Origin of the sequence: Ureibacillus yapensis, assembly GCF_003515775.1 — a bacterium.
GTDB lineage: Bacteria > Bacillota > Bacilli > Bacillales_A > Planococcaceae > Ureibacillus > Ureibacillus yapensis.
Genome location: NZ_QWEI01000007.1, coordinates 48216 through 70847 on the forward strand (window position 1 = coordinate 48216; position 22632 = coordinate 70847).

Annotated in this window: 18 protein-coding genes; 3 read left to right on the forward strand and 15 right to left on the reverse strand. The window is 40.4% G+C overall.

Features of this window, described 5'->3' with window-relative positions:
* Positions 1-85: 85 nt before the first annotated feature.
* The 11 genes from D1B33_RS12815 to putP form a co-directional block, all read right to left on the reverse strand.
* Entirely contained in the window at positions 86-1057 is a 972-nt protein-coding gene (locus D1B33_RS12815; RefSeq protein WP_118876800.1) for a siderophore ABC transporter substrate-binding protein, read from the reverse strand.
* A 163-nt stretch (positions 1058-1220) separates the two neighbouring features.
* Positions 1221-1988, reverse strand: coding sequence for an iron ABC transporter ATP-binding protein (locus D1B33_RS12820; RefSeq protein WP_118876801.1), 768 nt, complete (start codon positions 1986-1988; stop codon positions 1221-1223).
* On the reverse strand, positions 1985-2938 hold the full coding sequence (locus tag D1B33_RS12825) for an iron chelate uptake ABC transporter family permease subunit (RefSeq protein WP_118876802.1): 954 nt from the start codon (positions 2936-2938) through the stop codon (positions 1985-1987). The genes D1B33_RS12820 and D1B33_RS12825 overlap by 4 nt, the downstream gene beginning before the upstream one ends.
* Positions 2928-3881, reverse strand: a complete 954-nt coding sequence (locus D1B33_RS12830; RefSeq protein WP_118876803.1) for an ABC transporter permease — start codon at positions 3879-3881, stop codon at positions 2928-2930. The genes D1B33_RS12825 and D1B33_RS12830 overlap by 11 nt, the downstream gene beginning before the upstream one ends.
* Positions 3882-4367: 486 nt before the next feature.
* On the reverse strand, positions 4368-5540 hold the full coding sequence (locus D1B33_RS12840) for an ABC transporter ATP-binding protein (RefSeq protein ID WP_118876805.1): 1173 nt from the start codon (positions 5538-5540) through the stop codon (positions 4368-4370).
* Between the two features lie 17 nt (positions 5541-5557).
* The gene (locus tag D1B33_RS12845) at positions 5558-6412 is read right to left on the reverse strand and encodes a carbohydrate ABC transporter permease (protein ID WP_118876806.1); all 855 of its coding nucleotides are present in this window, start codon (positions 6410-6412) and stop codon (positions 5558-5560) included.
* Positions 6409-7320, reverse strand: a complete 912-nt coding sequence (locus tag D1B33_RS12850) for a carbohydrate ABC transporter permease (RefSeq protein WP_118876807.1) — start codon at positions 7318-7320, stop codon at positions 6409-6411. The genes D1B33_RS12845 and D1B33_RS12850 overlap by 4 nt, the downstream gene beginning before the upstream one ends.
* 130 nt (positions 7321-7450) lie before the next feature.
* Positions 7451-8776 carry an ABC transporter substrate-binding protein gene (locus D1B33_RS12855; RefSeq protein WP_233549477.1) on the reverse strand — a complete coding sequence of 442 codons (1326 nt, stop codon included), beginning with the start codon at positions 8774-8776 and terminating at the stop codon, positions 7451-7453.
* Positions 8777-9163: 387 nt separating this feature from the next.
* On the reverse strand, positions 9164-10651 hold the full coding sequence (locus D1B33_RS12860; protein ID WP_118876808.1) for a peptide MFS transporter: 1488 nt from the start codon (positions 10649-10651) through the stop codon (positions 9164-9166).
* A 265-nt stretch (positions 10652-10916) separates the two neighbouring features.
* Positions 10917-12194 carry a GTPase HflX gene (hflX, locus tag D1B33_RS12865; protein ID WP_118876911.1) on the reverse strand — a complete coding sequence of 426 codons (1278 nt, stop codon included), beginning with the start codon at positions 12192-12194 and terminating at the stop codon, positions 10917-10919.
* 256 nt (positions 12195-12450) lie between these two features.
* Positions 12451-13944 carry a sodium/proline symporter PutP gene (gene putP / locus D1B33_RS12870; RefSeq protein ID WP_118876809.1) on the reverse strand — a complete coding sequence of 498 codons (1494 nt, stop codon included), beginning with the start codon at positions 13942-13944 and terminating at the stop codon, positions 12451-12453.
* A 214-nt stretch (positions 13945-14158) separates the two neighbouring features.
* Here putP and D1B33_RS12875 point away from each other — a divergent pair, with 214 nt between their 5' ends.
* The 3 genes from D1B33_RS12875 to D1B33_RS12885 all read left to right on the forward strand — a co-directional run bounded on the left by D1B33_RS12875 (position 14159) and on the right by D1B33_RS12885 (position 17227).
* Positions 14159-15319 (forward strand): class I SAM-dependent methyltransferase, encoded by a 1161-nt coding sequence (locus tag D1B33_RS12875; protein ID WP_118876810.1) that lies wholly within the window; start codon positions 14159-14161, stop codon positions 15317-15319.
* 248 nt (positions 15320-15567) lie between these two features.
* Positions 15568-16188: a DUF47 domain-containing protein gene (locus tag D1B33_RS12880; RefSeq protein WP_118876811.1), complete on the forward strand. Its 621-nt coding sequence runs from the start codon at positions 15568-15570 to the stop codon at positions 16186-16188.
* Positions 16189-16210: 22 nt separating this feature from the next.
* Positions 16211-17227, forward strand: a complete 1017-nt coding sequence (locus D1B33_RS12885; protein WP_118876812.1) for an inorganic phosphate transporter — start codon at positions 16211-16213, stop codon at positions 17225-17227.
* A 46-nt stretch (positions 17228-17273) separates the two neighbouring features.
* Here D1B33_RS12885 and D1B33_RS12890 read toward each other — a convergent pair whose 3' ends face one another.
* The 4 genes from D1B33_RS12890 to D1B33_RS12905 all read right to left on the reverse strand — a co-directional run bounded on the left by D1B33_RS12890 (position 17274) and on the right by D1B33_RS12905 (position 22615).
* Positions 17274-17732 carry a hypothetical protein gene (locus D1B33_RS12890; protein ID WP_118876813.1) on the reverse strand — a complete coding sequence of 153 codons (459 nt, stop codon included), beginning with the start codon at positions 17730-17732 and terminating at the stop codon, positions 17274-17276.
* Between the two features lie 97 nt (positions 17733-17829).
* Positions 17830-18909, reverse strand: coding sequence for an AI-2E family transporter (locus tag D1B33_RS12895; RefSeq protein ID WP_118876814.1), 1080 nt, complete (start codon positions 18907-18909; stop codon positions 17830-17832).
* A 138-nt stretch (positions 18910-19047) separates the two neighbouring features.
* Positions 19048-20745 carry a M3 family oligoendopeptidase gene (locus D1B33_RS12900; RefSeq protein WP_118876815.1) on the reverse strand — a complete coding sequence of 566 codons (1698 nt, stop codon included), beginning with the start codon at positions 20743-20745 and terminating at the stop codon, positions 19048-19050.
* Positions 20746-20878: 133 nt separating this feature from the next.
* Positions 20879-22615 carry a methyl-accepting chemotaxis protein gene (locus D1B33_RS12905; protein ID WP_118876816.1) on the reverse strand — a complete coding sequence of 579 codons (1737 nt, stop codon included), beginning with the start codon at positions 22613-22615 and terminating at the stop codon, positions 20879-20881.
* Between the last annotated feature and the right edge of the window lie 17 nt (positions 22616-22632).

The window sequence follows — 22632 nt, forward strand, 5'->3', positions numbered from 1 at the left end:
CAAAGAAAAAAACCTGACAAAATATCAGGTTTTTCCACGAGGCGTATACATAAAAAGCTGCCCTATGCGGACAGCTTATTGTTCATTATTTTAAAGCATCGATGATTTCTTGAATTTTTAGCAATTCAGACTCTAAGCCCCCACCTGATAAGTACCAAAGGGCACCATTCAAGTAGATGATGTTTCCATTTTGAGCTGCTGTTGTTTTGTTTATAATGTCATTCTCAATTGCTTCTTTTACATTGGATTCGACACCAGTAGCTGCTAATCGATCGATTACAAATAATACATCCGGATTGATTTCAAGCACTTGTTCATAGCTAACTTGTGCACCGTGTGTAGAATTCTCAAGTGAATCATCCGCTGCTTCAAAACCGTAGACGCTGTGTACATGTCCATAACGAGACCCCTCACTTGGACCAAATGCAGAAAGTTGTTCATTGTAAAGTGTTACTAAAGCTCTTCCGCTTTCCGCAGCAACTGCATTTACTTCTTCTAGAGCAGTTTCAATTTCAGCTAACTTTTTATCGGCTTCTTCTTGTTTATTGAATAGTTGAGCAGCAATATTCACTGACTCTTTAAATGAATCCCAGTAATTTGCTGTATCCGGTGCTGTGTATACGACCGGAGCAATTTCGCTTAATTGATCATAGAAATCTGCTTGACGAGCAGAGATGAAAATTGCATCTGGCTCCATTGCAGCAATATCTTCAAGTAAAGGCTCTTTTAATGTACCGGCATTTAAATATTCTTCTCCAGCATATTTTTCTAAATGCTCAGGGAAAGTTTTCCCCTTTGCCACTGCCATAACATCAACACCCAAAGCATCTAGTGTATCTAAAAAACCATAATCAAATACGACGATTTTTTCCGGCGTTTTTTCAAATGTAACATCGGCATAGCCTTCAACCGTAGATTTAATTGTCATTGGGAAAGCTGAATTTTCCTCTGAAGTTTCAGAAGTGCTCCCTGTTGTTTCTTCTTCCTTAGCGCTGCAAGCTGTTAAAACTAAAAGTAACATTGCCATAACAATCGTTAGCAATTTAAAATTCTTCATTATTACCTCTCCCATCTTGTATATCGATACTGATAATCATTATCAACTAATTGAAATTATATCATGTCTACATTTTTCGTCAATCTATTTTTTATGATTCTGTGAATCTTTTTTAAAAAAAATGATTTAGAAAAGTAATTCATACTCTCCTAAATCACTTGCATTATGAATGGGAATTAAAATATACACAAATACGGCATCCATTTTGCTCTTGAACAGGTATATCCATATCATAAATCTGTTTTAGTGCAGCAGAATTGATAATTTCATCTGTAGTGCCTTCTTTAATCACACGGCCATCTTTGAGGGCAACGATGCGATCTGAATAAACTGACGCAAAATTAATATCATGAAGTACAATCACCACTGTTTTTCCCAGCTCGTCTACAAGCTTTCGCAAAATTTTCATGATTTGGACAGAATGTTTCATATCCAGGTTATTCAGCGGTTCATCCAGTAATACGTATTCTGTATCTTGCGCAATGACCATCGCGATAAAAGCACGCTGGCGCTGACCGCCTGATAACTCATCCAAATAACGGTCCTGCATATCCGTAAGGTTCATATATTCAAGTGCTTGGTCCACGAATTTTAGATCTTCTTTCGTTAAACGCCCTTTTGAATAAGGATATCTGCCAAATGAAACGAGTTCACGAATCGTTAAACGTACATTCATGAAGTTGGACTGTTTCAAGATGGAGACGCGTTTTGCAAATTCATCTGATTTAATGGTGCGAATATCATTTGTTTCAAGGAGGACTTCTCCTGTATCAGCATTTAACAAACGGCTTACCATGGATAGCAGCGTAGATTTTCCTGCCCCATTGGGACCAATAAACGACGTAATCTTGCCTGGTTCGATTGTTACCGATACATTGTCAATCACTGCTTTTTTTCCGAAGAATTTGCTCAAACCTTTTACTTTTATCACCCTGCAGACCTACTTTCTCTTAATAATAAATAAATAAAGTATATTCCACCGACAAAGTTGATAATGACACTAAGTGTTGTGTTTAATTCGAATAAATGTTCAATGATGAACTGGCCGCCAACTAAAGCAATAATACTGATCAAACTAGCGCCGGTAATCAAAATTGAGTGTTTATAAGTTGATAAGAACTGGTATGACAAATTAGCGACAATGAGTCCAAAGAATGTAATCGGTCCAACGAGTGCCGTTGAGGTTGCAATCAGGATTGATGATAACACCAGCATATTCATGACGACCTTATCATAGTTAACTCCAAGATTAATGGCATTTTCACGTCCCAGGGACATGACATCCAGCTTGCTCATCATTTTAAAACCGTATAAGAATGCAGCCGCCAGGATGGCCAGCGCAACCCACACCAGATCTGCATTTACTTTTGTAAAGCTTGCAAACATCTTGCTTTGCAAATTTAAATACTCATTTGGATCGATTAATACTTGCAAAAATGTTGTCGCACTGCCCAAAAGCGTCCCTAAAATCATCCCAATAAGCAATAAGAGATAAATCGGGAATTTATCCGCTCTGAATAAGAAACGGTATAAAAGCAATGCAAATGCCACCATCGCAATAATGGAAATACTAAAGTTTAAATATTTATTGATCACCAGGATTGATGTGGAGCCCAGGAAAAAGTAAATAAACGTTTGTACAACCATATACATCGAATCAAGCCCCATAACAGAAGGCGTCAAAATTCGATTATGCGTAATCGTCTGGAATACAACAGTCGAATAGGCAATCGCAACTCCCGTAATCGTCATGGCCAAAATTTTGATCAGCCTTCTAGGGAATGCATAACTAAACCCGCCATTAATATCATAAAATGCATACAGCAGCATGCAAATGACGGAAATAACAGCCAAGATGATTAATTTCGTTCTATTTCGCATATGCTCTCCCCCTAAACAACAACATTAAGAAGATCGCACTTCCGATTACCCCGACTGTTAAATTAATTGGAATTTCATACGGATAAATAATGATACGGCCAATAATGTCGCATGCCAATAAAAATACAACCCCTAAAACAGCTGTATGAGGCAGCGTCTTCGCTAAATTATCTCCTTTAAATATGGAAACAAGATTCGGCACAATCAAGCCTAAAAATGGAATAACCCCTACCGTCAGAAGAACAGTGGTTGAAATCAATGCTACCAGCGCCAATCCCAGATTCAAAACAAATTTGTAATGAACGCCCAGATTTTTGGCAAAGTCTTCACCCATACCGGCAACAGTAAACCGGTTTGCGTATAAATACGCGATAATAATTACGGGCACGCTAAGATATAAAAGCTCATAACGTCCTTTGATGATTAGTGAAAAGTCCCCCATCAACCAGGCATCGATATTTTGAAGCAAGTCCGCTTCATATGCAAAGAAGACCGTGATAGAAGATAGAATATTTCCATACATAATTCCGATTAACGGAATAAAGATAGCATCCTTAAACTTAATGCGATTCAAAATTTGCATAAAGACAAATGTACCTGCCAATGCAAATACAAAACTAAAAATGATTTGTTGTGTATAGCTTGCCCCCGTAAATAAAAGCATTGAAATTAATATCCCTAATTTAGCAGCGTCCAATGTCCCTGCTGTTGTTGGGGACACAAATTTATTTCTGCTTAGGCTTTGCATGATCAGCCCTGCTACACTCATTCCGATTCCAGCTAAAATAATTGCAGCCAGCCGGGGAATTCGGCTTATGTAAAAAATTTCGGCCTCAACAGAGTTAAAGTCCAATAAGTCCTTTGGTGAAATATCGGTTGCGCCAAGAAATAATGAAATAGCCGACAATACGATAGCCGCTACTATTAAAATCCAAAGTCTCATTTTAAATCCCCAATAATTTAGAATAGTTATGGTCATTGAAAATGATTATCATTTCCTACCAAACTAATTATAACACAGGTACTTTACTAGTCCAATAATCAATTGAGAATATTCTCACTTAAATTTGCGAAAATTATAATATATTAGTATATAGATAATCTACATTGGGATTTTGGTTACAAAAAAACCGTCATTTTTCTGATATATAGGAAATTGATTTTCGTTACGGGGACGCTTTCCGCGGGCCCGGATCGAGCCTCCTCGTCGCTTTGCTCCTGCGGGCTCTCGAGGCTCGGGCTGTTCCCGCAGGAGTCGCCCCTTCACTCCAATCAATTTCTGCATATAATATTTTATTGCCATAGGATAGATGAACCCTTTCAAAAGTGTGTCAGGCTCTTTCTATTAAATATTGAACTTCCATCGCACCATCAATTACTTCCCCAGGAATAATTGCTTCGTAATGTTTCATTTGTTCTAATTCCTCCATTAGACGTAGCGCAAAACCGGTTCCGCAGCATAAGCTTTTTCAGGTGCGTCTGCCAATTGCTTGCTATCGTATGCTTTAATGCGCTTTCCGCTTTCAAAGTCGAAGAAATGGGCACGATCCATTTCAAAACCGAGCAATACTTCCTCACCCGGTGAGACAATTGTTCTCGATCCCACTTGGGCGATGAACTCTTGTGGACCGATGGAAGAGTAAAGAAGCATATCTGAGCCCGTCAACTCCGATACAATGATTTTAGCACGGAGCAGCTCATAACAGGCCCCAACCTCCCCGTTTTGCAATTCAATATGCTCCGGACGGATTCCCATTACCACTTTTTTGTTTACGTACCCCATCGCCTTTAGCATTGCCAGCTTTTCATCGGGAACCTTCATATCGAATCCTTCTGAAATGAAGCGGCCATCGACAATCTCCCCATTGAAGAAATTCATGGAAGGCGATCCGATAAATCCGCCGACAAATACATTCTCAGGAAAATCATATACTTCTTTGGGAGTGCCGACCTGCTGGATGACACCGTCTTTCATAATGACGATCCGGCTAGCCATCGTCATTGCTTCTGTCTGGTCATGTGTGACGTAAATTGATGTAGTTCCCAATCGTTGGTGCAGTTTGGCAATTTCAGCGCGCATTTGGAAACGTAATTTGGCGTCTAAATTCGATAATGGCTCATCCATAAGGAACAATTCAGCTTCCCTGACTATTGCACGACCGAGCGCAACACGCTGTTTCTGTCCGCCAGACAACGCTTTCGGTTTCCGGTTCAATAAATCTTGCAGCCCCAAAATCTCCGCAGCTTCCCGAACACGACGATCAATTTCTTTCTTGTTCGTCTTTCGGATTTTTAAGCCGAATGCCATGTTGTCATAAACCGTCATATGCGGATAGAGTGCATAGTTTTGGAACACCATCGAGATATTCCGATTGGATGGAGGTACGTCATTCATCAGCTTGCCATCCAAATAGAACTCGCCCGAAGTAATTTCCTCTAAACCTGCAATCATCCGGAGCATCGTTGATTTCCCACAGCCGGAAGGTCCGACAAGCACGATGAATTCCCCGTCCTTGACTTGAAGGTTAAAATCGGTGACTGCATTGGTGTTTACTGCTTTATCATATTGTTTGTTGATATTTTTCAAGATTAACTTTGCCATATTGCATCCTCCAATCATCATTTTCCACCCGACTGCAAATTGATTCCTTTAATGAAGTATTTCTGGAAAAAGAAGAACAAGAGTATAACCGGCAGTAAGACTATAAGGGAACCTGCCATTAGGTAATTCCACTGTGTACTCATTTCGCCTTTAAATACTTGAAGTCCGAGCTGTAATGTATACAGATTCTCATCATTCACGTAGAGTAGAGGTCCAAGGAAATCATTCCACGCCCCGTTAAAAGAGAAAATCGCAACCGTTGCGAGGGCCGGCTTCGTCAATGGAATGCCGATTTTGCGCCAAATATAAAAGTGACTTGCCCCTTCCATCCGTGCCGCCTCAATCATTTCATTCGGAACCGTCATGTAGAACTGCCTTAACAAAAAGATGTTGAAGGCGCTGCCGAAAAATGCCGGTACAACGAGTGGATAATAGGTATTCAGCCAACCTAAATTGGCAAATAGCACATATTGGGGAATCAGCGTAACGAACCCCGGGATCATCATCGTTGAAAGGACGATGGCAAACAAGACTTCACGCCCTTTAAACGGAATTTTTGCAAACCCATAGGCAACAAAGGAATTTACCAACACTTGGCCCACCACCACCAAAATTGTGATGGTAACCGTGTTGATCGTATATAAATCAAAAGGGGCCGCTTCCCATGTTTTTATATAGTTGTCCCAATTCCATTCTTTCGGGAAGAAGGTCGGCGGAAAACTCATGACTTCCTTCATCGTTTTCAATGAGGTTGAAATCATCCACCAAAGCGGTGATAAAAAGAGTAGGCTCCCAAAACAAAGCAAGATGAAGTTTACAGCCTTTAATACCTTTTCGCGATTCTTCATACTATCAAAGTAAGATTGTTTCATCGTTTCGCCTCCCCTTCGTAATGCACCCATCGAGGAGCGAGCTTGAGATTGATCATCGTCAGAATGAAAACGATGATGAATAAAATCCATGACATAGCCATGGCATAGCCCATGTCGAATACTTTGAATGCTTTATTCCACATATAGTAGTTATAGAAAAGCAGTGAATTTACGGGTCCGCCTGTGCCGTTCGACATGACGTAAGCTTCCTGGAATATCTGGAAGCCGCCAATCAGGCTTGTGACGACGTCAAAAAAGATAACAGGCGTAATCATCGGAAGCGTAATATAGCGGAATTGCTGCCACTTGCTCGCCCCATCGATTTGCGCCGCTTCATAGAGCGACTTTGAAACGCCTTGGAGGCTTGCCATGTATAGGAGCATTCCCCCGCCCACTCCCCAGAGCTTCATCAGAATGAGCGATGGTTTCGTCCACTCCGGATCGAAAAGCCAATTCGGACCATCAATGCCGAACCACCCCAGTACCAAATTGACTAACCCCGTACTCGGATCTAAAAGTTGCATCCAAAGAAGATATACTCCGACCCCCGATAGAACGGCCGGCAAATAATAGATCGTTCGGAAAAACCGGAGGCCTGGGACGTCCTGATTGAGGAGGACGGAAAGGAAAATTGCTCCGATTGTGGTGAGAGGAACTGAAAAAGCTACGTAATAAAGGGTGTTCCAGAGGGATGTCCAAAATAGCTGGTCATCGAACAACAACTTTTCATAATTACGGAATCCGACAAAATCCATCTGAGAAGTAATATTGTAATTTGTAAAACTCGCGACTAATGAAAATAAGAGCGGGCCTGCCGTGAATAATAGGAAGCCAATGATCCACGGAAGGATGAACACATAGCCGACAAGCCCTTCCTGTCGCTTATAATTGAACTTTTTCCTTTTCATTTCTCAAACTCCCCTAATTATTTGCTATCTTTTAAACAATCAATAGATTGGCAACACTTTGATTTTAAAGTATAAGAATAGAGAGCATCATGCTCCTCCGGCTCCGAACCAGAGAAGCACTGCTCTCCATTTACTTAGACTTGTTTTCTTCTACCAGCTGCTCAACAGCAGCCTGTGCATCCTTCAATGCCTGCTCAGGCGTCTTTTTACCTAGAAGGACGTTATCAATTTCCGGATTCAGTAAAGTCGGAAAATCAGGTGCCGCAAGCGGGAATGGCGTCAATAATGTATTCTGCATATTGTCTACGGCCGTCTGATATACGACCTGATCTTTTTCCGGCATATCTGGACTCTTCGCAGCTGCTTCTGCCGCTTCAGTATTCGCTACATTGTCATAGTTTTTAACAGCCCAGTATTCCTGCGCTTCTTTATCCGTCAAATGCTTGATGAACTCCCACGCCTCTTCCGGATGGCTGGATCCTTCAGGGATTTCCGCTACGAAACCGCCGCCCCAGCTCGTATGGCCGCTGCCTTCCTCTTTTTCAGGAAGCATCGCTACACCGAAATTGAGATCTGGTGCATAATCGCGGATTTGCGTATAGAACGTAGGTGTGTTGACAAACATTGCTAACTTGCCAGTAAAGAACGGATTGGCCTGTTGGCTGTCAATCTGGGACTTGACCGAATTGACGACATTTTCCCCGTAATGATTTTTCCACTCCAGTAACCAATTTAATGTTTCAAGGTTCGTCTCTGTATCGATTTGGACTTCCCCTTCCGGACTCACAAAGTTATGTCCACTTCCATTTAACATCCAGACATCATAGTTAACGCCAAACAATGGATAGAATCCTAAACGTTCATATGTATCGCCATTCTTCTTGTCCAGTTTTGCTGCGTATTCTTTCAGTTCATCCCAGGTTTTTGGCGGTTGTTCCGGATTTAAACCTACTTCTTCAAAAGCATCTTTATTGTAGTAAAGGATGCGCGTATCCGTGTTGAACGGAATCCCGTAAGAATCTCCCTCGTATAGCGTTGCTTCCCAAAGCTCTGGATAGAAGCGGGCTGAAATATCATCTTTCTCCAAGAACTCCGATAAATTCATCGCTTGTTTTTTCTGTCCGCGAAGAGCCGTTGCGTTTATATCGTTGATGACCACGTCAGGCGGATCCCCTGCTGCTATCGCGGCAAGTTCTTTCGTCCAAATATCTCCCCACGGCACAAAAGTATGTTTCACCACAATTTCGTCCTGTGACTTATTGAAATCTTCAACAATCTTCTCAATTACGGGGCGTCTAATTTCTGATCCCCAGAATGTCCAAAAATCAACGACTACTTTGCCTTCTGCATCCGCTTCAGCTGCGACTTCATTTTCTTTACCTGTCTGGAAGCCGGCACAGCCTGAAAGGACGAGCAAAACAGCCATCAATGAAAACAGCAATCTTTTCTTAAACAACTCATTCTCCTCCATGTTTTTCATTTCGAATCTCAATGCATTTCTTTATTCCCTCCGCTTCTAAAGATAAAACACATTTCTGGGAAAAATATCGAAAAATAAAGAGAAGGTCCTACTAATTCAGTGATTTAAATATAAAATGACTTGTTCCAACATTAGGCAATAGGTCTTGTTTATTAAGCAATCGCCGACTTCTATGGAATGAATCACTTCATATCTTAATTAAAAAGCCAAGCTCCTCTAAGAGCCTGGCTTTGAACTTTGTTTCCGTATTTATATCCGTACAACTGGTTCCGTTACAAACCGGATGGACTAGGGGAACTTGTCATTTTTTAAATTCATACAAAATAAAAACGAAGCATGAATAATCATACTCCGTTCTTTATATTAGTTAATACCGCGCATTGCTTTTGAAATAATAGGCGTAAACACTAATAGAATTATACCTAAAACAATGGAAATAGCGCCAAGTGTACCAAAGTACGTGATTTCTGTAACTGCTTCATAAATTCGTACAAGTTGGGCGTTAATGGCTTGAGCTGCCGCACTTGTCAGGAACCATAAAGACATGGTTTGCGCAGCGAATGCCGCGGGTGCCAGTTTCGTTGTTGCCGATAAGCCGACCGGTGATAACAGCAATTCCCCTATCACTACCAAGAAGAACGATAATACCAGCCACCATGGACTAACAAGCTCTGTACCGCCAGACATTTGCGCCGGAATAATCATGACCAGGAAGGATGCCCCTGCAAAGAATAAAGAAACGGCAAATTTCTTCGGCGTTGAAGGTTGGCGATTCCCTAGTTTTAACCACATCCAGGCAAATAAAGGAGCAAGCATGATAATGAACAATGGATTTAGGGATTGGAACCAAGAAGCAGGAATTTTAAAGTCTCCTACCATTAAATCCGTACGTGTATCTGCATACGTTGCCAAAATGGTTGCCCCTTGCTCTTGAATGGCCCAGAACATAACGGCCGCAATAAATAATGGTATATAGGCCAATACACGCGATTTTTCATCTTTCGTTGTTTTCGGACTGCGATACATCACAATGAAGAAAACAGTTGGAATCAAAACACCCAATGTTGTGATGATTAAACTGAATACAGCCATCGTTAGATTGCCGGTAGCATATAAAATTGCCCCAATAATAAGGATGGCAATTATTCCGATTACAAAATTTCGAATCGCTTTCTTTTTATCGGCTTCCGTTAGGGGATTGGGTATTTCAAGACCTGCCAGTCCCAAATATTTCTTCTGGGTAACATAATAAACAATTAACCCTATTAACATCCCTATTGCAGCCAAACCGAAACCTAAATGGAAATTGTATTTTTCTCCAACTGTTCCGATAATGAATGGTGCGATGAAGGCACCCATATTGATTCCCATATAGAAGATACTGAACCCTGAATCGCGTCGAACATCTCCTTCTGCATAAATGTCACCCACAATAGTGGATACATTTGATTTCAATAAGCCTGTCCCAATAATGATAAAGGCCATTGAGATCAGCAATGCTGTAAGACCAAATGGCAATGCCAGCACAAAGTGGCCGATCATAATCAAGATTCCGCCATAGAATACCGTTCTGCGTGTACCCCATACTCGGTCAGCGAACCATCCACCAATAATGCTGGACATATATATTAATGAACCGTATATAGCCATAATGGAGTTCGCAGTTCCGCGATCTAATCCTAATCCACCTTCATGCAGCTCATAGTACATATAAAGGATAAGGATCGCGCGCATTCCATAATAAGAAAACCGTTCCCAAAACTCTGTAAAGAATAAAGTAAATAATCCCCTTGGGTGGCCAAAAAACCCTTTTTGAGGAACGGATTTGACGATTTCTTCTTTACTATACATAAAGATATACCTTCTTCCGTTAGTTTTTTATATTTTCTGACAAGACATTGCTTGAAATTCAACTGTCTGAAAACTACATTTTATTACCTTAAAGCATTATAAATGCTTTTTCAATATATTGATTAAAAGTTAGAAAGTTCACTCTCTTTTGTATTTTCTTAATACTAATGATAAATAGGACCTTAATACCCTCCACTTTTACTATATTCAAATAATAAAGCGAATAAAAAAAGGATAACGACATATTCATCGTTACCCATTTCCATTAATTAATTACATATTGTTCAAATTTTTTTAACTCCGATTCTTTCAGTTCAACCACAAGCTTTGTACCTTGCTCTTCGTAATCCGTTTCCTTTATTTGCGCATTTGAATTTAGGTAGGAAACTATATCTCCCCGGTCAAATGGCACCAACATCTCGCATTCTACATAATCGGAGAAAATATGCTGGCGTATTAATTCAATCAACTCGTCCAATCCTTTTCCTTCATGCGCTGAAATCCAAATGTTATCACCGCTTACCAATGGATAGTTCACATCTGCCAAATCTGACTTATTGTAAATATAAATGGTTGGTATGTCTTCGATATCCACTTCTGCCAAAGTCTTGTTCGTCACTTCCATCATGAAGGGATGTTCCTCGTTCGAGACATCCACAACATGAAGCAAAAGGTCCGCGTCTCTTGCTTCTTCCAATGTGGATCGGAACGCTTTTACCAAGTGATGTGGAAGTTTGCTGACAAATCCTACCGTATCGGTCAACAGGAATGTTTTTTTATCAGGCAATTTAATATTTCGAACCGAAGTATCCAGCGTCGCAAATAGCATGTCCTTTTCAAATACCTGTTTGTTGTCTTCCTGCCCCAGTTTTGTTAAAAGTCTGTTCATGATTGTAGATTTCCCTGCATTGGTATAACCTACGAGGGAAACAACAGGCACTTCATTCTTGCGGCGTTTTTTTCTTTGCGTTTCCCGCTGCTCTTTCACACCTTCCAATTCTCTGCGAAGTCTGGCAATTTGGTCTTCGATTTTTCTTCGATCCAACTCGAGTTTCGTCTCCCCGGCACCACGGTTTCTGAATCCTCCGCCAGTGCCGCCGCCTTGCCTTGATAGGGACGCATGCAAACCTACCAAGCGTGGCAGCATATATTGAAGCTGCGCCAGTTCAACCTGCATTTGCGCTTCTTTTGTTTTCGCCCGACGGTCAAAAATATCAAGTATCAGCATTGTCCGGTCGATTACCTTGCACTCCAGATCACGCTCAAGATTTCTAATTTGGGAAGGTGAGAGCTCATCATTGAAGATGACAAGATTTGCTTGCGATTCATCCAGAAAACGCTTAATTTCTTCTATTTTGCCTGTCCCGACATAATGGGAAGGGTTAACTCGTTCCAGGTTTTGTATGACACTGCCAATTACTTCTACATCCAGGGCTTGGGCCAAGTTCTCAAGTTCTTCCATGGAATAGTCGAAGTTTTTGTCATTTTGAAGATTTACACCCACTAAAATGGCTTTTTCAATGATTACTTCTACCTCTTGCATATTGGTCACTAAAAATTCCTCCCTATTAAAAGAGATAACATATAGAGTTATTAACAAATTATTGTTATTTTTACTGCATTCATGTTCCTCTATTTGCAAACTATAAATTATTTCATCTCACTGCTTTATTATATGCTTAATGACTATTTCAATTACGCTAGTTTTCTTTTCCCAAAAATCCTCCTGCTTAACGAAGTCAATCTTTATGCATTTAAAAAAGACCTACAACAAAACGTCATAGGTCTTAAAAATGGCATTATTCATCCTTTTTTTCAACTTTTAGGAGCCCTAATGTTTCATTAAATTCCTTTTCGATTTCTGGATTATGTTTATAGGTTACTAAACTTACTATTACAGCTAGAATCAAGTTGATGATAAAGCCTGGAACAATTTCGTACAACATGCCGGAAAGGGTTTCACTCTGTCCCCATACATAGGCAACAACCGCCCCGGCAATCATGCCTGTCAACGCTCCAATATTTGTTAGCTTTCTCCAATACAAGGCCAGCAAAATGGTTGGTCCAAATGCCGCTCCAAAACCAGCCCATGCAAAGCCGACCAAATCCAAAATCGAGCTATCCGGATCCCATCCCAAAATCGCAGCAATAACCGATACAACCAATACCGCTAAACGCCCTGCCATTACATAATGTTTGTCAGTTGCATCTTTTTTGAATAATGCCTTGTACATATCTTCGACCAATGCGGAAGATGTAACAATTAATTGGGAAGAAATCGTACTCATGACCGCTGCCAGAATTGCCGCCAACATAATCCCTGCAATGAATGGATGGAATAAAGTTTGCCCCATTACGATGAAGATGGTTTCCGGGTCATCGATGGTTGCTCCATGTTGTTGAAAGTACGCAACTCCTATAAGCGCGGTACCAATCGCACCAGCTAAACTTAAAATCATCCAGCCTATTCCAATGCGGCGGGCTTGCTTCGTTTCCTGGACGGATTTAATCGCCATAAACCTTACAATTATATGAGGCTGCCCGAAATAACCAAGACCCCAAGCTACAGAAGAAATAATACCCGCAGCTGTCGCAGTTGAGGCAAATAAACTAAAGTGTTCCGGGTTCACGGCTTGAATCGATTCCATCGTTTCTCCAAGGCCCCCCGTGAAAAAGATACCCACTATCGGTACGAGAATTAACGCCAAAAACATGATTAGGCCCTGCAAAAAGTCCGTATAACTTACAGCCAGGAACCCGCCGAACAATGTATATCCTACCGTGACGATTGCTACAATGAGTAATCCTGTATGATAGTCAAAGCCAAAAGAACTTTCAAAAAATTTCCCTCCCGAAACCATTCCGGAGGAGACATAGAAAGTGAAAAACACTAAAATAACAATTCCTGACACGATACGCAATAATTTGGTATCATCTCGGAGACGATTATCCAAGAAACTTGGAATCGTGATCGAGTTTTTTGACACTTGCGTATAGACACGCAAACGAGGTGCAACTAAAAACCAGTTTAACCATGCCCCTACTGTTAATCCAATTGCAATCCAAGCTTCGACCAGCCCTGCAGCATAGATTGCACCCGGCAATCCCATCAGCAGCCAACCGGACATATCGGCTGCCCCGGCACTCAGGGCGGTAACAGCTGGACCTAAATCACGGCCACCCAACATATAATCATTTAAATTCGTTGTTCTTTTGTATGCATACCATCCTATAACTATCATCGCCAGCATATAAATAACAATTGCCAGCAATTGAAAAGCATGATCCGACATCCAAACTCCCCTTCCCATTATTTATTGAAATTAAACTCCTATAATACCATATTCGACTTTAATTTATCATATTTTCAAGAGATGTTGTTTAATAATTTAGAAAAATATAATAATAGTTTCTGAGTTGGATTATACCAAGAACAGGAATTTAACACTTTATAAAATGGCTGTGGTACACTAATGCCAAATAATTGTTATAGAAAAGGTTGATAAAATGGATTTCGAAAGAATGAAAATTGAATTTTTAGATCGTATTCATAATAAGGATTTAATTGCTGCAACAATTAGCCAACCGCGGCAGAAATCGAACGACTTAAAGCGCGTCAAAATCAAACCCATCGAGCTAAAAGGAGTCTATCATTTACATCTTGAATATCAATACGAGCGAATTCTTAAACACGAAAATATAGAACTTGAACATTTTGAGGAGATCTTCAATAACTTATTAACGCAATTCCGCCAAATTTATTCCGAATTCAAAAATGAAAATATCCAGATTCAGCTTTCCAAAAAAAACAAAGTGACATGGAAACTGGAACAAACGAAACAATCAAAAGAAATAATCCTTTCACACAACCGAAAAAAACAATACTTATTGGATGATCAAAAACCTTATCCTTTTTTAATACGTCTTGGCGTCCAAACAGAAGAAGGAAAAGTAAAAAAGCAAAAATACGATAAGTTTCGCCAAATCAATCGTTTCGTTGAGTTCATCGATGACTCACTCGGCCATTTGCCGAAAAATCGCCAAATTCGCATCCTCGACTTTGGGTCCGGGAAGTCTTATCTTACGTTTGCCCTTTACCATTATTTAAAAATCGAAAAAGGGTTGGATATTCGGGTAACAGGGCTTGATTTAAAGAAGGAAGTAATCGAGGAATGCAATCGGATTGCGCAAGATTTGAATTACGATCAGCTGGAATTTTTGGTAGGCGATATTAATGACTTTAACGAGGAACAGTCCGTCGATATGGTGGTTACGCTCCATGCATGTGATGTTGCAACGGATATGGCATTGGCCAGGGCAGTAAAATGGGGAGCCAAGGTCATTTTAAGTGTTCCTTGCTGCCAGCATGAATTAAATCGACAACTGAATTCACCCTCTCTTGAAATCATGACGCAGCATGGCTTGATAAAAGAACGTTTTGCTTCGCTCGCTACCGACGCAATTCGAGCAGAAATCCTGTCATTGGTTGGGTATGAAACGCAAATTCTGGAATTCATCGACATTGAGCATACACCCAAAAACATTTTAATCAGAGCTTACTTTACAGGTGAAAAACCTACACCGGCTCAACGCGATCGCTACACGGCATTTACTCGTTTTTTATCTGCCCAACCGTTCCTGGAAAATGAACTAAAAGAATACATTTAACTTCATTAAGCATTTATAATGGCGACGAAAGCATCAGTCATAAAATGGAGTCATAAGCAAGTATATGCGATAAGAATCGACACTTATTCTACTATACTTGCTTTTTTTACAATTTCAGCTAATTTCAGACCTTTTCCACAATAAAAATAATGTGAATTAAAGTTAATTTTTCTGTATAGATTTGTAAAATGTTTTGTTATGATAATTTAGGTTTAAATTATAGATTACGTATATCAGGGGGCAATTTCATGTTTAGTTCAAGAAAACCAGATCCGTTTTTCCTTTCTTTGCACAAGATTGCAGAAAATATGAAAGAAGCGGTTCATTACGCCAGAGATTTCCGGATCGAAACCATTGCTGACTTAAAAGAGCTAAGCGTCAAAATGAAAAAGTATGAAACAGATGGCGATGACTTAATTCATGAATTAATCGTTATGTTGAATAAATCCTTCATGACACCGATTGAACGTGAAGATATATTGGCATTGGCGAATAAAATGGATGATGTTCTGGACGGTGCCGAACATTGCGTCGCACGTTTTGAAATGTTCTCTTTCACTGAAATTAACGAATCGATGAGGAAATTCTTTGATTATATCTCAAAAAGTGCAGATGAAATTGTTGCTGCGACGGATTTATTGAACCGGAAAGATTTAATTGCCATGCGCAAACATATTATTCTAATCAAAGATTACGAGCGTCAGTGCGATGAAATTTCCCGTTCCTCAACAAAACAACTTTTCTTGCATGAAAAAGACCCGATCCGTCTAATTAAATTTCGCGACATCTATGATCAACTGGAGGAAATTGCCGATTCATGCCAAGATGTAGCAAATACACTAGAAACTATTATTATGCGTAACGCGTAAGAGTAAGAACGGGGATTTTAAAATGGATATTCTATTAATACTTACTATTTTAGTTGTGATATTTGCTTTAGCATTCGACTTTATCAATGGTTTTCATGATACAGCCAATGCCATTGCGACATCCGTTTCCACCCGTGCATTGCCGCCGCGCGTTGCTGTATTAATGGCTGCGGTAATGAACTTTTTAGGAGCGATTACTTTTGTAGGGGTAGCAAAGGCAATCGCCAAAGATATTGTCGATCCTTTTTCATTAAATGTTACGGCGGACGACACGACGGGTAGTGTTGTCATTTTGGCGGCGTTATTATCTGCGATTACTTGGAACCTGCTGACATGGTACTTTGGGATTCCATCAAGTTCCTCCCATACATTAATCGGCTCCATCGCCGGCGCTGCTATTGCCGCTGCAGGCTTTGGAATTCTGAATTACAACGGGTTTAGCAGCATTATTTTGGGTTTGATACTTTCGCCTTTCTTGGCGCTTGCTGTTGGTTTTCTGTTTATGTCAATTTTTAAGGCCTTATTCAAAAACATGAACTTATATCGAACGAACAAAGGTTTTCGTACTTTGCAAATTCTTACGGCGGCGATTCAATCTTTTACCCATGGAACGAACGATGCCCAAAAAGCAATGGGAATCATCACAATGGCATTGATTGCCGCAGGGTTGCAAGGCGATGACGAGGTACAGGATTGGGTGCGAGTCGCCTGCGCCATTGCGATGGGTCTTGGCACTTCCATCGGCGGTTATAAAATCATTAAAACGGTCGGCGGGAAAATCATGAAAATCCGTCCAGTAAACGGCGCTGCTGCCGACTTGGCTTCTGCCTCCATCATTTTCGGGGCAACGCTCATTCACCTGCCAGTATCGACAACCCATGTCATTTCTTCGGCCATTATGGGGGTAGGTTCTGCACAACGGGTGAAAGGCGTTAGATGGGGCGTTGCTCGAAGGATCGTCCTGACATGGCTCATTACAATGCCGATCTCGGCTGTTATGGCGGGCATTTTCTTCTTTATCCTGGATTTGTTCTTTTAAATAAAATGAAATGCCGGACAAACAATATCGTCCGGCATTTCATTTTTTACTTTTTAATCTTGAATCCTTCTTCTTTCAAGTAACTTACCGCAGCTTCACGTGTACCAAAAGATTCTTCCAAATTGTTATTAAAATAGATATTCCAATCACGCTGATCGTGTCTTAATTCAATAATCACACCATCTTGGCCAATCCATGTTTCCTCGATGGGTGTTTCCAAATCTTCGGATAAATAATCGATGGCATCTTGTACGATTTCTCTTAAAGCTCGTTCATCGAAGTCCCGGATATTTACTAATCCTTTATCATTTGAGAGGCTATCGTACTTTAATAAATCCCCCACATACACAAAGCCGTTTCCATTTGGATGAAGTTTTTCAACCACGATGGTTTTTTCATATAAACTATCTTCGAAATGATAGTTCACACGATTCAACGAGATTTCCTTTTTGCTTAGTTGTGGAAACGATTCAATAATCGCTTGTTTTTCTTCAAATGATAACATGTTATTTATATTCTCCTTTTACCTTCATAATAGCCTGGTTATCGCAAAAGCGAAGCACAGTACACCACTATGGCATACTGCGCTTGCTTCAAATCTGTCAAACTGTTTTGGTGGCAGCCTCTTTTATCTTTTTCCGTTCTTCATAAATGTTCTTCACAATTACTTTGATCACTGCATACGTAGGAATGGCGATGATAATAAAGAGAAATCCGCCGATATTTCCTGCAGCCAATACAATGGTGATGACCGTTAATGGGTGAACGTCCAGTGATTTCCCCATAATATTCGGGGTAATCAAGTTGCTTTCAAGCTGTTGGGCAACTAAAGTAATCACAGCCACCCAAACAACCAAAATCGGGTCTTGTATAATGGCAACAACAAGTGCCGGAGCCAAAGAGATCCACGGACCTATAAACGGAATCATGTTCATGAAAAATGCAAAAATCGCAAGCAATAACGAGTATTCCAAACCGATGATCAAATATCCAATATACATCATGCTGGCCAAGATAAAACTAATTAACACTTGTCCTTGCACATAGTTTCGCAAAACTTCATCGATATCCGCCAATGTATTTTTTACCCAAGTGCGTCTTTCACCACTAAAAATATTGTATATGTTCGGTGCAAACTTTTCATGATCTTTCAGCATGTAGATAAAGAAAAAGGGAACGAGGATTAACGTAAATGTTGCCGTCACAGTTCCGCTCACAAAACTTACAATAAATTTGCTCCCTTTCATTGCTACATCTTGAATGGATGTAGAAACGGAGTCGATAAAATTCTCCACTTGAGGCGGTAAATTGTCTTTGTTTTCCAATACGAAGTCGGCGGCATCCATAATTTTATCCTCAATATAAGGTGCATTTTCCACTAAATTATTCACCTGATTCAAGATCGGGTTGCCGATTAAAAGCAAAATGCCTGTCACAATGCCTGCCAGCAATAGGACAATGGTCGAGATGCTTGCCCATCTGGGGACGCCTTTTTTCTCCATCCATCTTTGCAGCGGTTCGGAAATATAATAAAGCACGCCACCAAGCAGCAATGGGATGAAAATGGTGGTAATGATAATAAAGATTGGATTCAAAATCCAGTGTATTTCAATCGCATATTTAATTATTAATAGTACAATGATTGTTCCGATTCCCGCCTGGAACCATACTTTCTTGGTCACTCCTGAGCTCACCTCTTACCACATTATTCCTTTGTTAACTATTTCCTATTCAACTATAACTAATTTTCATTTTACATGTTTGCAAGCATATACGTATATAAAAAACCTCCCGGAATTTTTATCCCGGGAGATTTGCACTCAGTACTTTGCATCGTCGACAGAATTTAAATAATCTTCAATCGCATCGATGACGGATGCAAGGCAGCCATCTTCGAACGGAGAAATTAGCCCCGCCTCTTTTACAAGCTTCGTAAAGGATAACGATCCACCCAACTGACATAGATGAATATAGTCTTTCCATGCTCCCTCAAAGTCTTCTCTTGAACGCTTCCAGAATTGGAAAGCACAGACTTGAGCCAGCGTATAGTCGATATAATAGAATGGACTAGCATAAATATGGCCTTGTCGTTGCCAGAAACCGCCCGCTTCTAAATATTCATAGCCATCATAATCACGGTGCGGCAAATACTTCTTTTCAATTTCTTTCCAAGCTCGTTTGCGCTCATCAGGTGTCATTGATGTTTTTTCATATACCACATGCTGGAACTCATCCACGGCCACACCATATGGCAAGAACTGCAAGGCGTTGCTTAGGTGGGAGAATTTATATTTGTCTGTTTCTTCTTTAAAGAAGAGCTCCATCCAAGGCCATGTGAAAAATTCCATGCTCATGGAATGGATTTCGGCAGATTCATAGGTTGGCCATAAATATTCCGGAATCCCGATGCTGCGGCTTGAGTAGACCTGGAAAGCGTGGCCCGCTTCATGTGTCAGCACATCGATATCACCGGAAGTTCCATTAAAGTTGGAGAAAATAAATGGTGAATCATAATTTTCGATAAATGTACAATAGCCGCCGCTTTCTTTTCCTTTTTTCGCGACCAGGTCCATTAGCTCACGGTCAATCATGTAATTGAAAAATTCGCCTGTTTCAGCAGACAGTTCTTCATACATTTTTAACCCGTTTGCCACAATCCATTCCGGCTCCCCTTTTGGCTTTGCATTTCCCGACAGGTAGTTCAATCCTTCATCGTAGTACTTAAAATCATTAATTCCAATGCGTCTAGCTTGTCGTTCATATAGCTTCGTCGCAATCGGTACAATTAGCTTTTGTACTTGGTTGCGGTAATTTGCAACCATTTCGGCATTATAATCAATCCGATTCATATTGACATAGCCCAATTCAACATAGTTTTTATACCCTAAAGTGGTTGCGATCTTATGGCGGAGCTTTACTAACTTATCAAAAATTTCATCAAACTTCCCGCCATTTTCACTAAAGAAATCAAAGCGTGCAATCATCGCGTTTTTGCGGACTTCGCGATCCGTTGATTCTCCATATGGAGCAAGCTGTGCAAGCGTCAATGTTTTGCCGTCAAATTCAATTTGGGCGGAAGCGACAAGCTTGTTGTATTCGGAAACAAGTTTGTTTTCCTGTTGCATTAACTCTATTACTTCAGGAGAAAAGGCTTTAATTTGATTTTCGGCTAATGCGAATAGCTGCGTTCCCCATTTATCCTCCAATTGCGTTCTGAAAGGCGACTTTACAAGTTCTTGATAATATTCAAAGAGAAGTTCTTCAAATTGCGGCTCTACTTCATCCAAATAATCTCTTTCCTTTTGATAGAATTCATCATTTGTATCAATCGAAGCGCGAATATAGACAATATTGGCTTGTGTGGAAAAGTCATTGCGGCAGCTATTAATCTTTTCAATTGATTCACTTTGTTTCTCAACTGAATCTGACTCTTTAAACTGTTTAATGAGCTCTCTGACCTTCACTTTCAGCTCCTCGAGATTTGGCCTTTTATATTCATAATCTTTAAATGTAATCATTCTCGCACACCTCTCTAATTTTTCGGATATCGAAATGATACTATCATTATTAATGATTATACTCTATAGCACAACTATTCCGATAATGAATCGACTAGAAAAACAAGCCTTTTAGGGTCCCCCAGCACTATTCCTACCTTACCGTAAATTGCTGGATTGAATCTTGAAGTGCTGCAATTTCTTCCGATAAGTCACTGGACGCCTCGGCAACAAGCCCAATCGCTTTTTGCTGTTCTTCGACTGAAGCTGTTACTTCTTCTGTCGCAGCAGCATTGCGTTCGCTGATTTGCGCTATATTTTTGATGGCAAGTGTCATGGCATCCTTGGAACGATTCAATTGGTTGACACCCGCCGTAACCACTTCGATTGTTTGAATGATATGTTCCACAGCGGAGTCGATTTCTTTAAAGGAGCTTTCCGTTTCCGAAACTGATTTATTTTGATCTTGAACAATCGAATTTGTCCGTGACATTTCACTTGTCACAATATCTGTTTCGTTGACGATCCCGCGCAACGTGTTGCGAACCAATTCCGTTGCTGCATTCGTTTGGTCTGCCAACTTTCGAACTTCTTCAGCCACCACAGCAAATCCTTTCCCATGTTCCCCGGCTCTGGCTGCCTCGATTGAAGCATTTAATGCAAGCAAGTTCGTCTGATTGGATATTTCATTAATGGTTCCAACGATTCCTTCTATTTCCCTCACTTTTAAGATTAAACTATCGATGACCGTTTGAACTTTCATGATTAATTCATATGAGTCATTTGAACGTTCTTTTAATATTGAAAGGTTTTCAAGCCCTTGTTCATTTGAGGACTTCATGGCTTTGGAAGATTGCAGCATGGATTCGTTCTGCTCATGAAGCATTTCAATTTCTCTTGCCAATTCGATGGTGGTTTGGTTGGTTTCTTCTGCATCTGATGCTTGCTGTGTCGCGCCATTTGCTACCTCAGAAACTGCTTTTACGATGTCTTCACCATATGCGGTTGTTTCTTCCGCTACGGCCGAAAGATTTGAAGAGGTCGTTTGAATTTCGACAATGGTAGATTCAACCCCTGTAATGACATTTTTGAGCTGCTGAACCATATCATTAAACCCATTATTCAAATGTCCGACTTCATCTTTCCGCGGCAATTCCTCAATTTCCACCGTTAAATTGCCTTTTGCTACTTCACGAACCCTCTTCGATAATCTTATTAACGGAAATGCTAGATGCCTTGAAAATGCGATGGTTACCAAGGCACCGATCAATATGGATGCCACAAGTGTAATGATGATCACGGTTAATAAATCATTCGCCGGTGCATTAAAGTCTTGAGTGTATGTACCCGATGCGACAATCCAGTTCCAATTTGGATCAACTTTGGAATAAATGAGCTTGGGTGCAACAACATCCTGTCCAGGAAGTTCGAATTCATAGTAGGTAAATCCCCCACCTTCCAATGCCCTATCTTTAACTTCCCGAATAAAATACTGCCCCGAGCTGTCTTGGTCATTCCAAAGGCTGTCCCCTTCTCTAGTGGGATGCCCAAGCAAGGTTCCGTCATGCCCTAAAATATAGATATATCCATTTTCCCCAAGGTCGCCTGGATAAGAGATTTTACGTGTACCATCTTCATTTCTGGGTCCAATTAAAGTGGATTTCACTTGTTCTTGCGCTTCTTCAAGTGAAAGTGCCCCATTCTCCACTTCATTGTTAACGGAATCAATCAATTGCATGGCTGATTCCACACTATTTTTTATAACTTGTTCCCCTAAATCATCCATACTATTTTTAGCTTCAAAATAACTAACTAGCCCAATTACAATGGTTGGTACCAGCAATAGTATAAAAGAATGCAAAAATAGTTTTCCCCTTATTGAATTCTTCAATAAACCCCACCCCTTCT

Coding starts and splice junctions, on each gene's coding strand:
- D1B33_RS12815 (WP_118876800.1), bottom strand. CDS start 1,057: ATGAAGAATTTTAAATTGCTAACGATTGTTATGGCAATGTTACTTTTA.
- D1B33_RS12880 (WP_118876811.1), top strand. CDS start 15,568: ATGTTTAGTTCAAGAAAACCAGATCCGTTTTTCCTTTCTTTGCACAAG.
- D1B33_RS12825 (WP_118876802.1), bottom strand. CDS start 2,938: ATGCGAAATAGAACGAAATTAATCATCTTGGCTGTTATTTCCGTCATT.
- D1B33_RS12890 (WP_118876813.1), bottom strand. CDS start 17,732: ATGTTATCATTTGAAGAAAAACAAGCGATTATTGAATCGTTTCCACAA.
- D1B33_RS12830 (WP_118876803.1), bottom strand. CDS start 3,881: ATGAGACTTTGGATTTTAATAGTAGCGGCTATCGTATTGTCGGCTATT.
- D1B33_RS12840 (WP_118876805.1), bottom strand. CDS start 5,540: ATGGCAAAGTTAATCTTGAAAAATATCAACAAACAATATGATAAAGCA.
- putP (WP_118876809.1), bottom strand. CDS start 13,944: ATGTCGGATCATGCTTTTCAATTGCTGGCAATTGTTATTTATATGCTG.
- D1B33_RS12860 (WP_118876808.1), bottom strand. CDS start 10,651: ATGTATAGTAAAGAAGAAATCGTCAAATCCGTTCCTCAAAAAGGGTTT.
- D1B33_RS12875 (WP_118876810.1), top strand. CDS start 14,159: ATGGATTTCGAAAGAATGAAAATTGAATTTTTAGATCGTATTCATAAT.
- D1B33_RS12900 (WP_118876815.1), bottom strand. CDS start 20,745: ATGATTACATTTAAAGATTATGAATATAAAAGGCCAAATCTCGAGGAG.
- hflX (WP_118876911.1), bottom strand. CDS start 12,194: ATGCAAGAGGTAGAAGTAATCATTGAAAAAGCCATTTTAGTGGGTGTA.
- D1B33_RS12845 (WP_118876806.1), bottom strand. CDS start 6,412: ATGAAACAATCTTACTTTGATAGTATGAAGAATCGCGAAAAGGTATTA.
- D1B33_RS12850 (WP_118876807.1), bottom strand. CDS start 7,320: ATGAAAAGGAAAAAGTTCAATTATAAGCGACAGGAAGGGCTTGTCGGC.
- D1B33_RS12885 (WP_118876812.1), top strand. CDS start 16,211: ATGGATATTCTATTAATACTTACTATTTTAGTTGTGATATTTGCTTTA.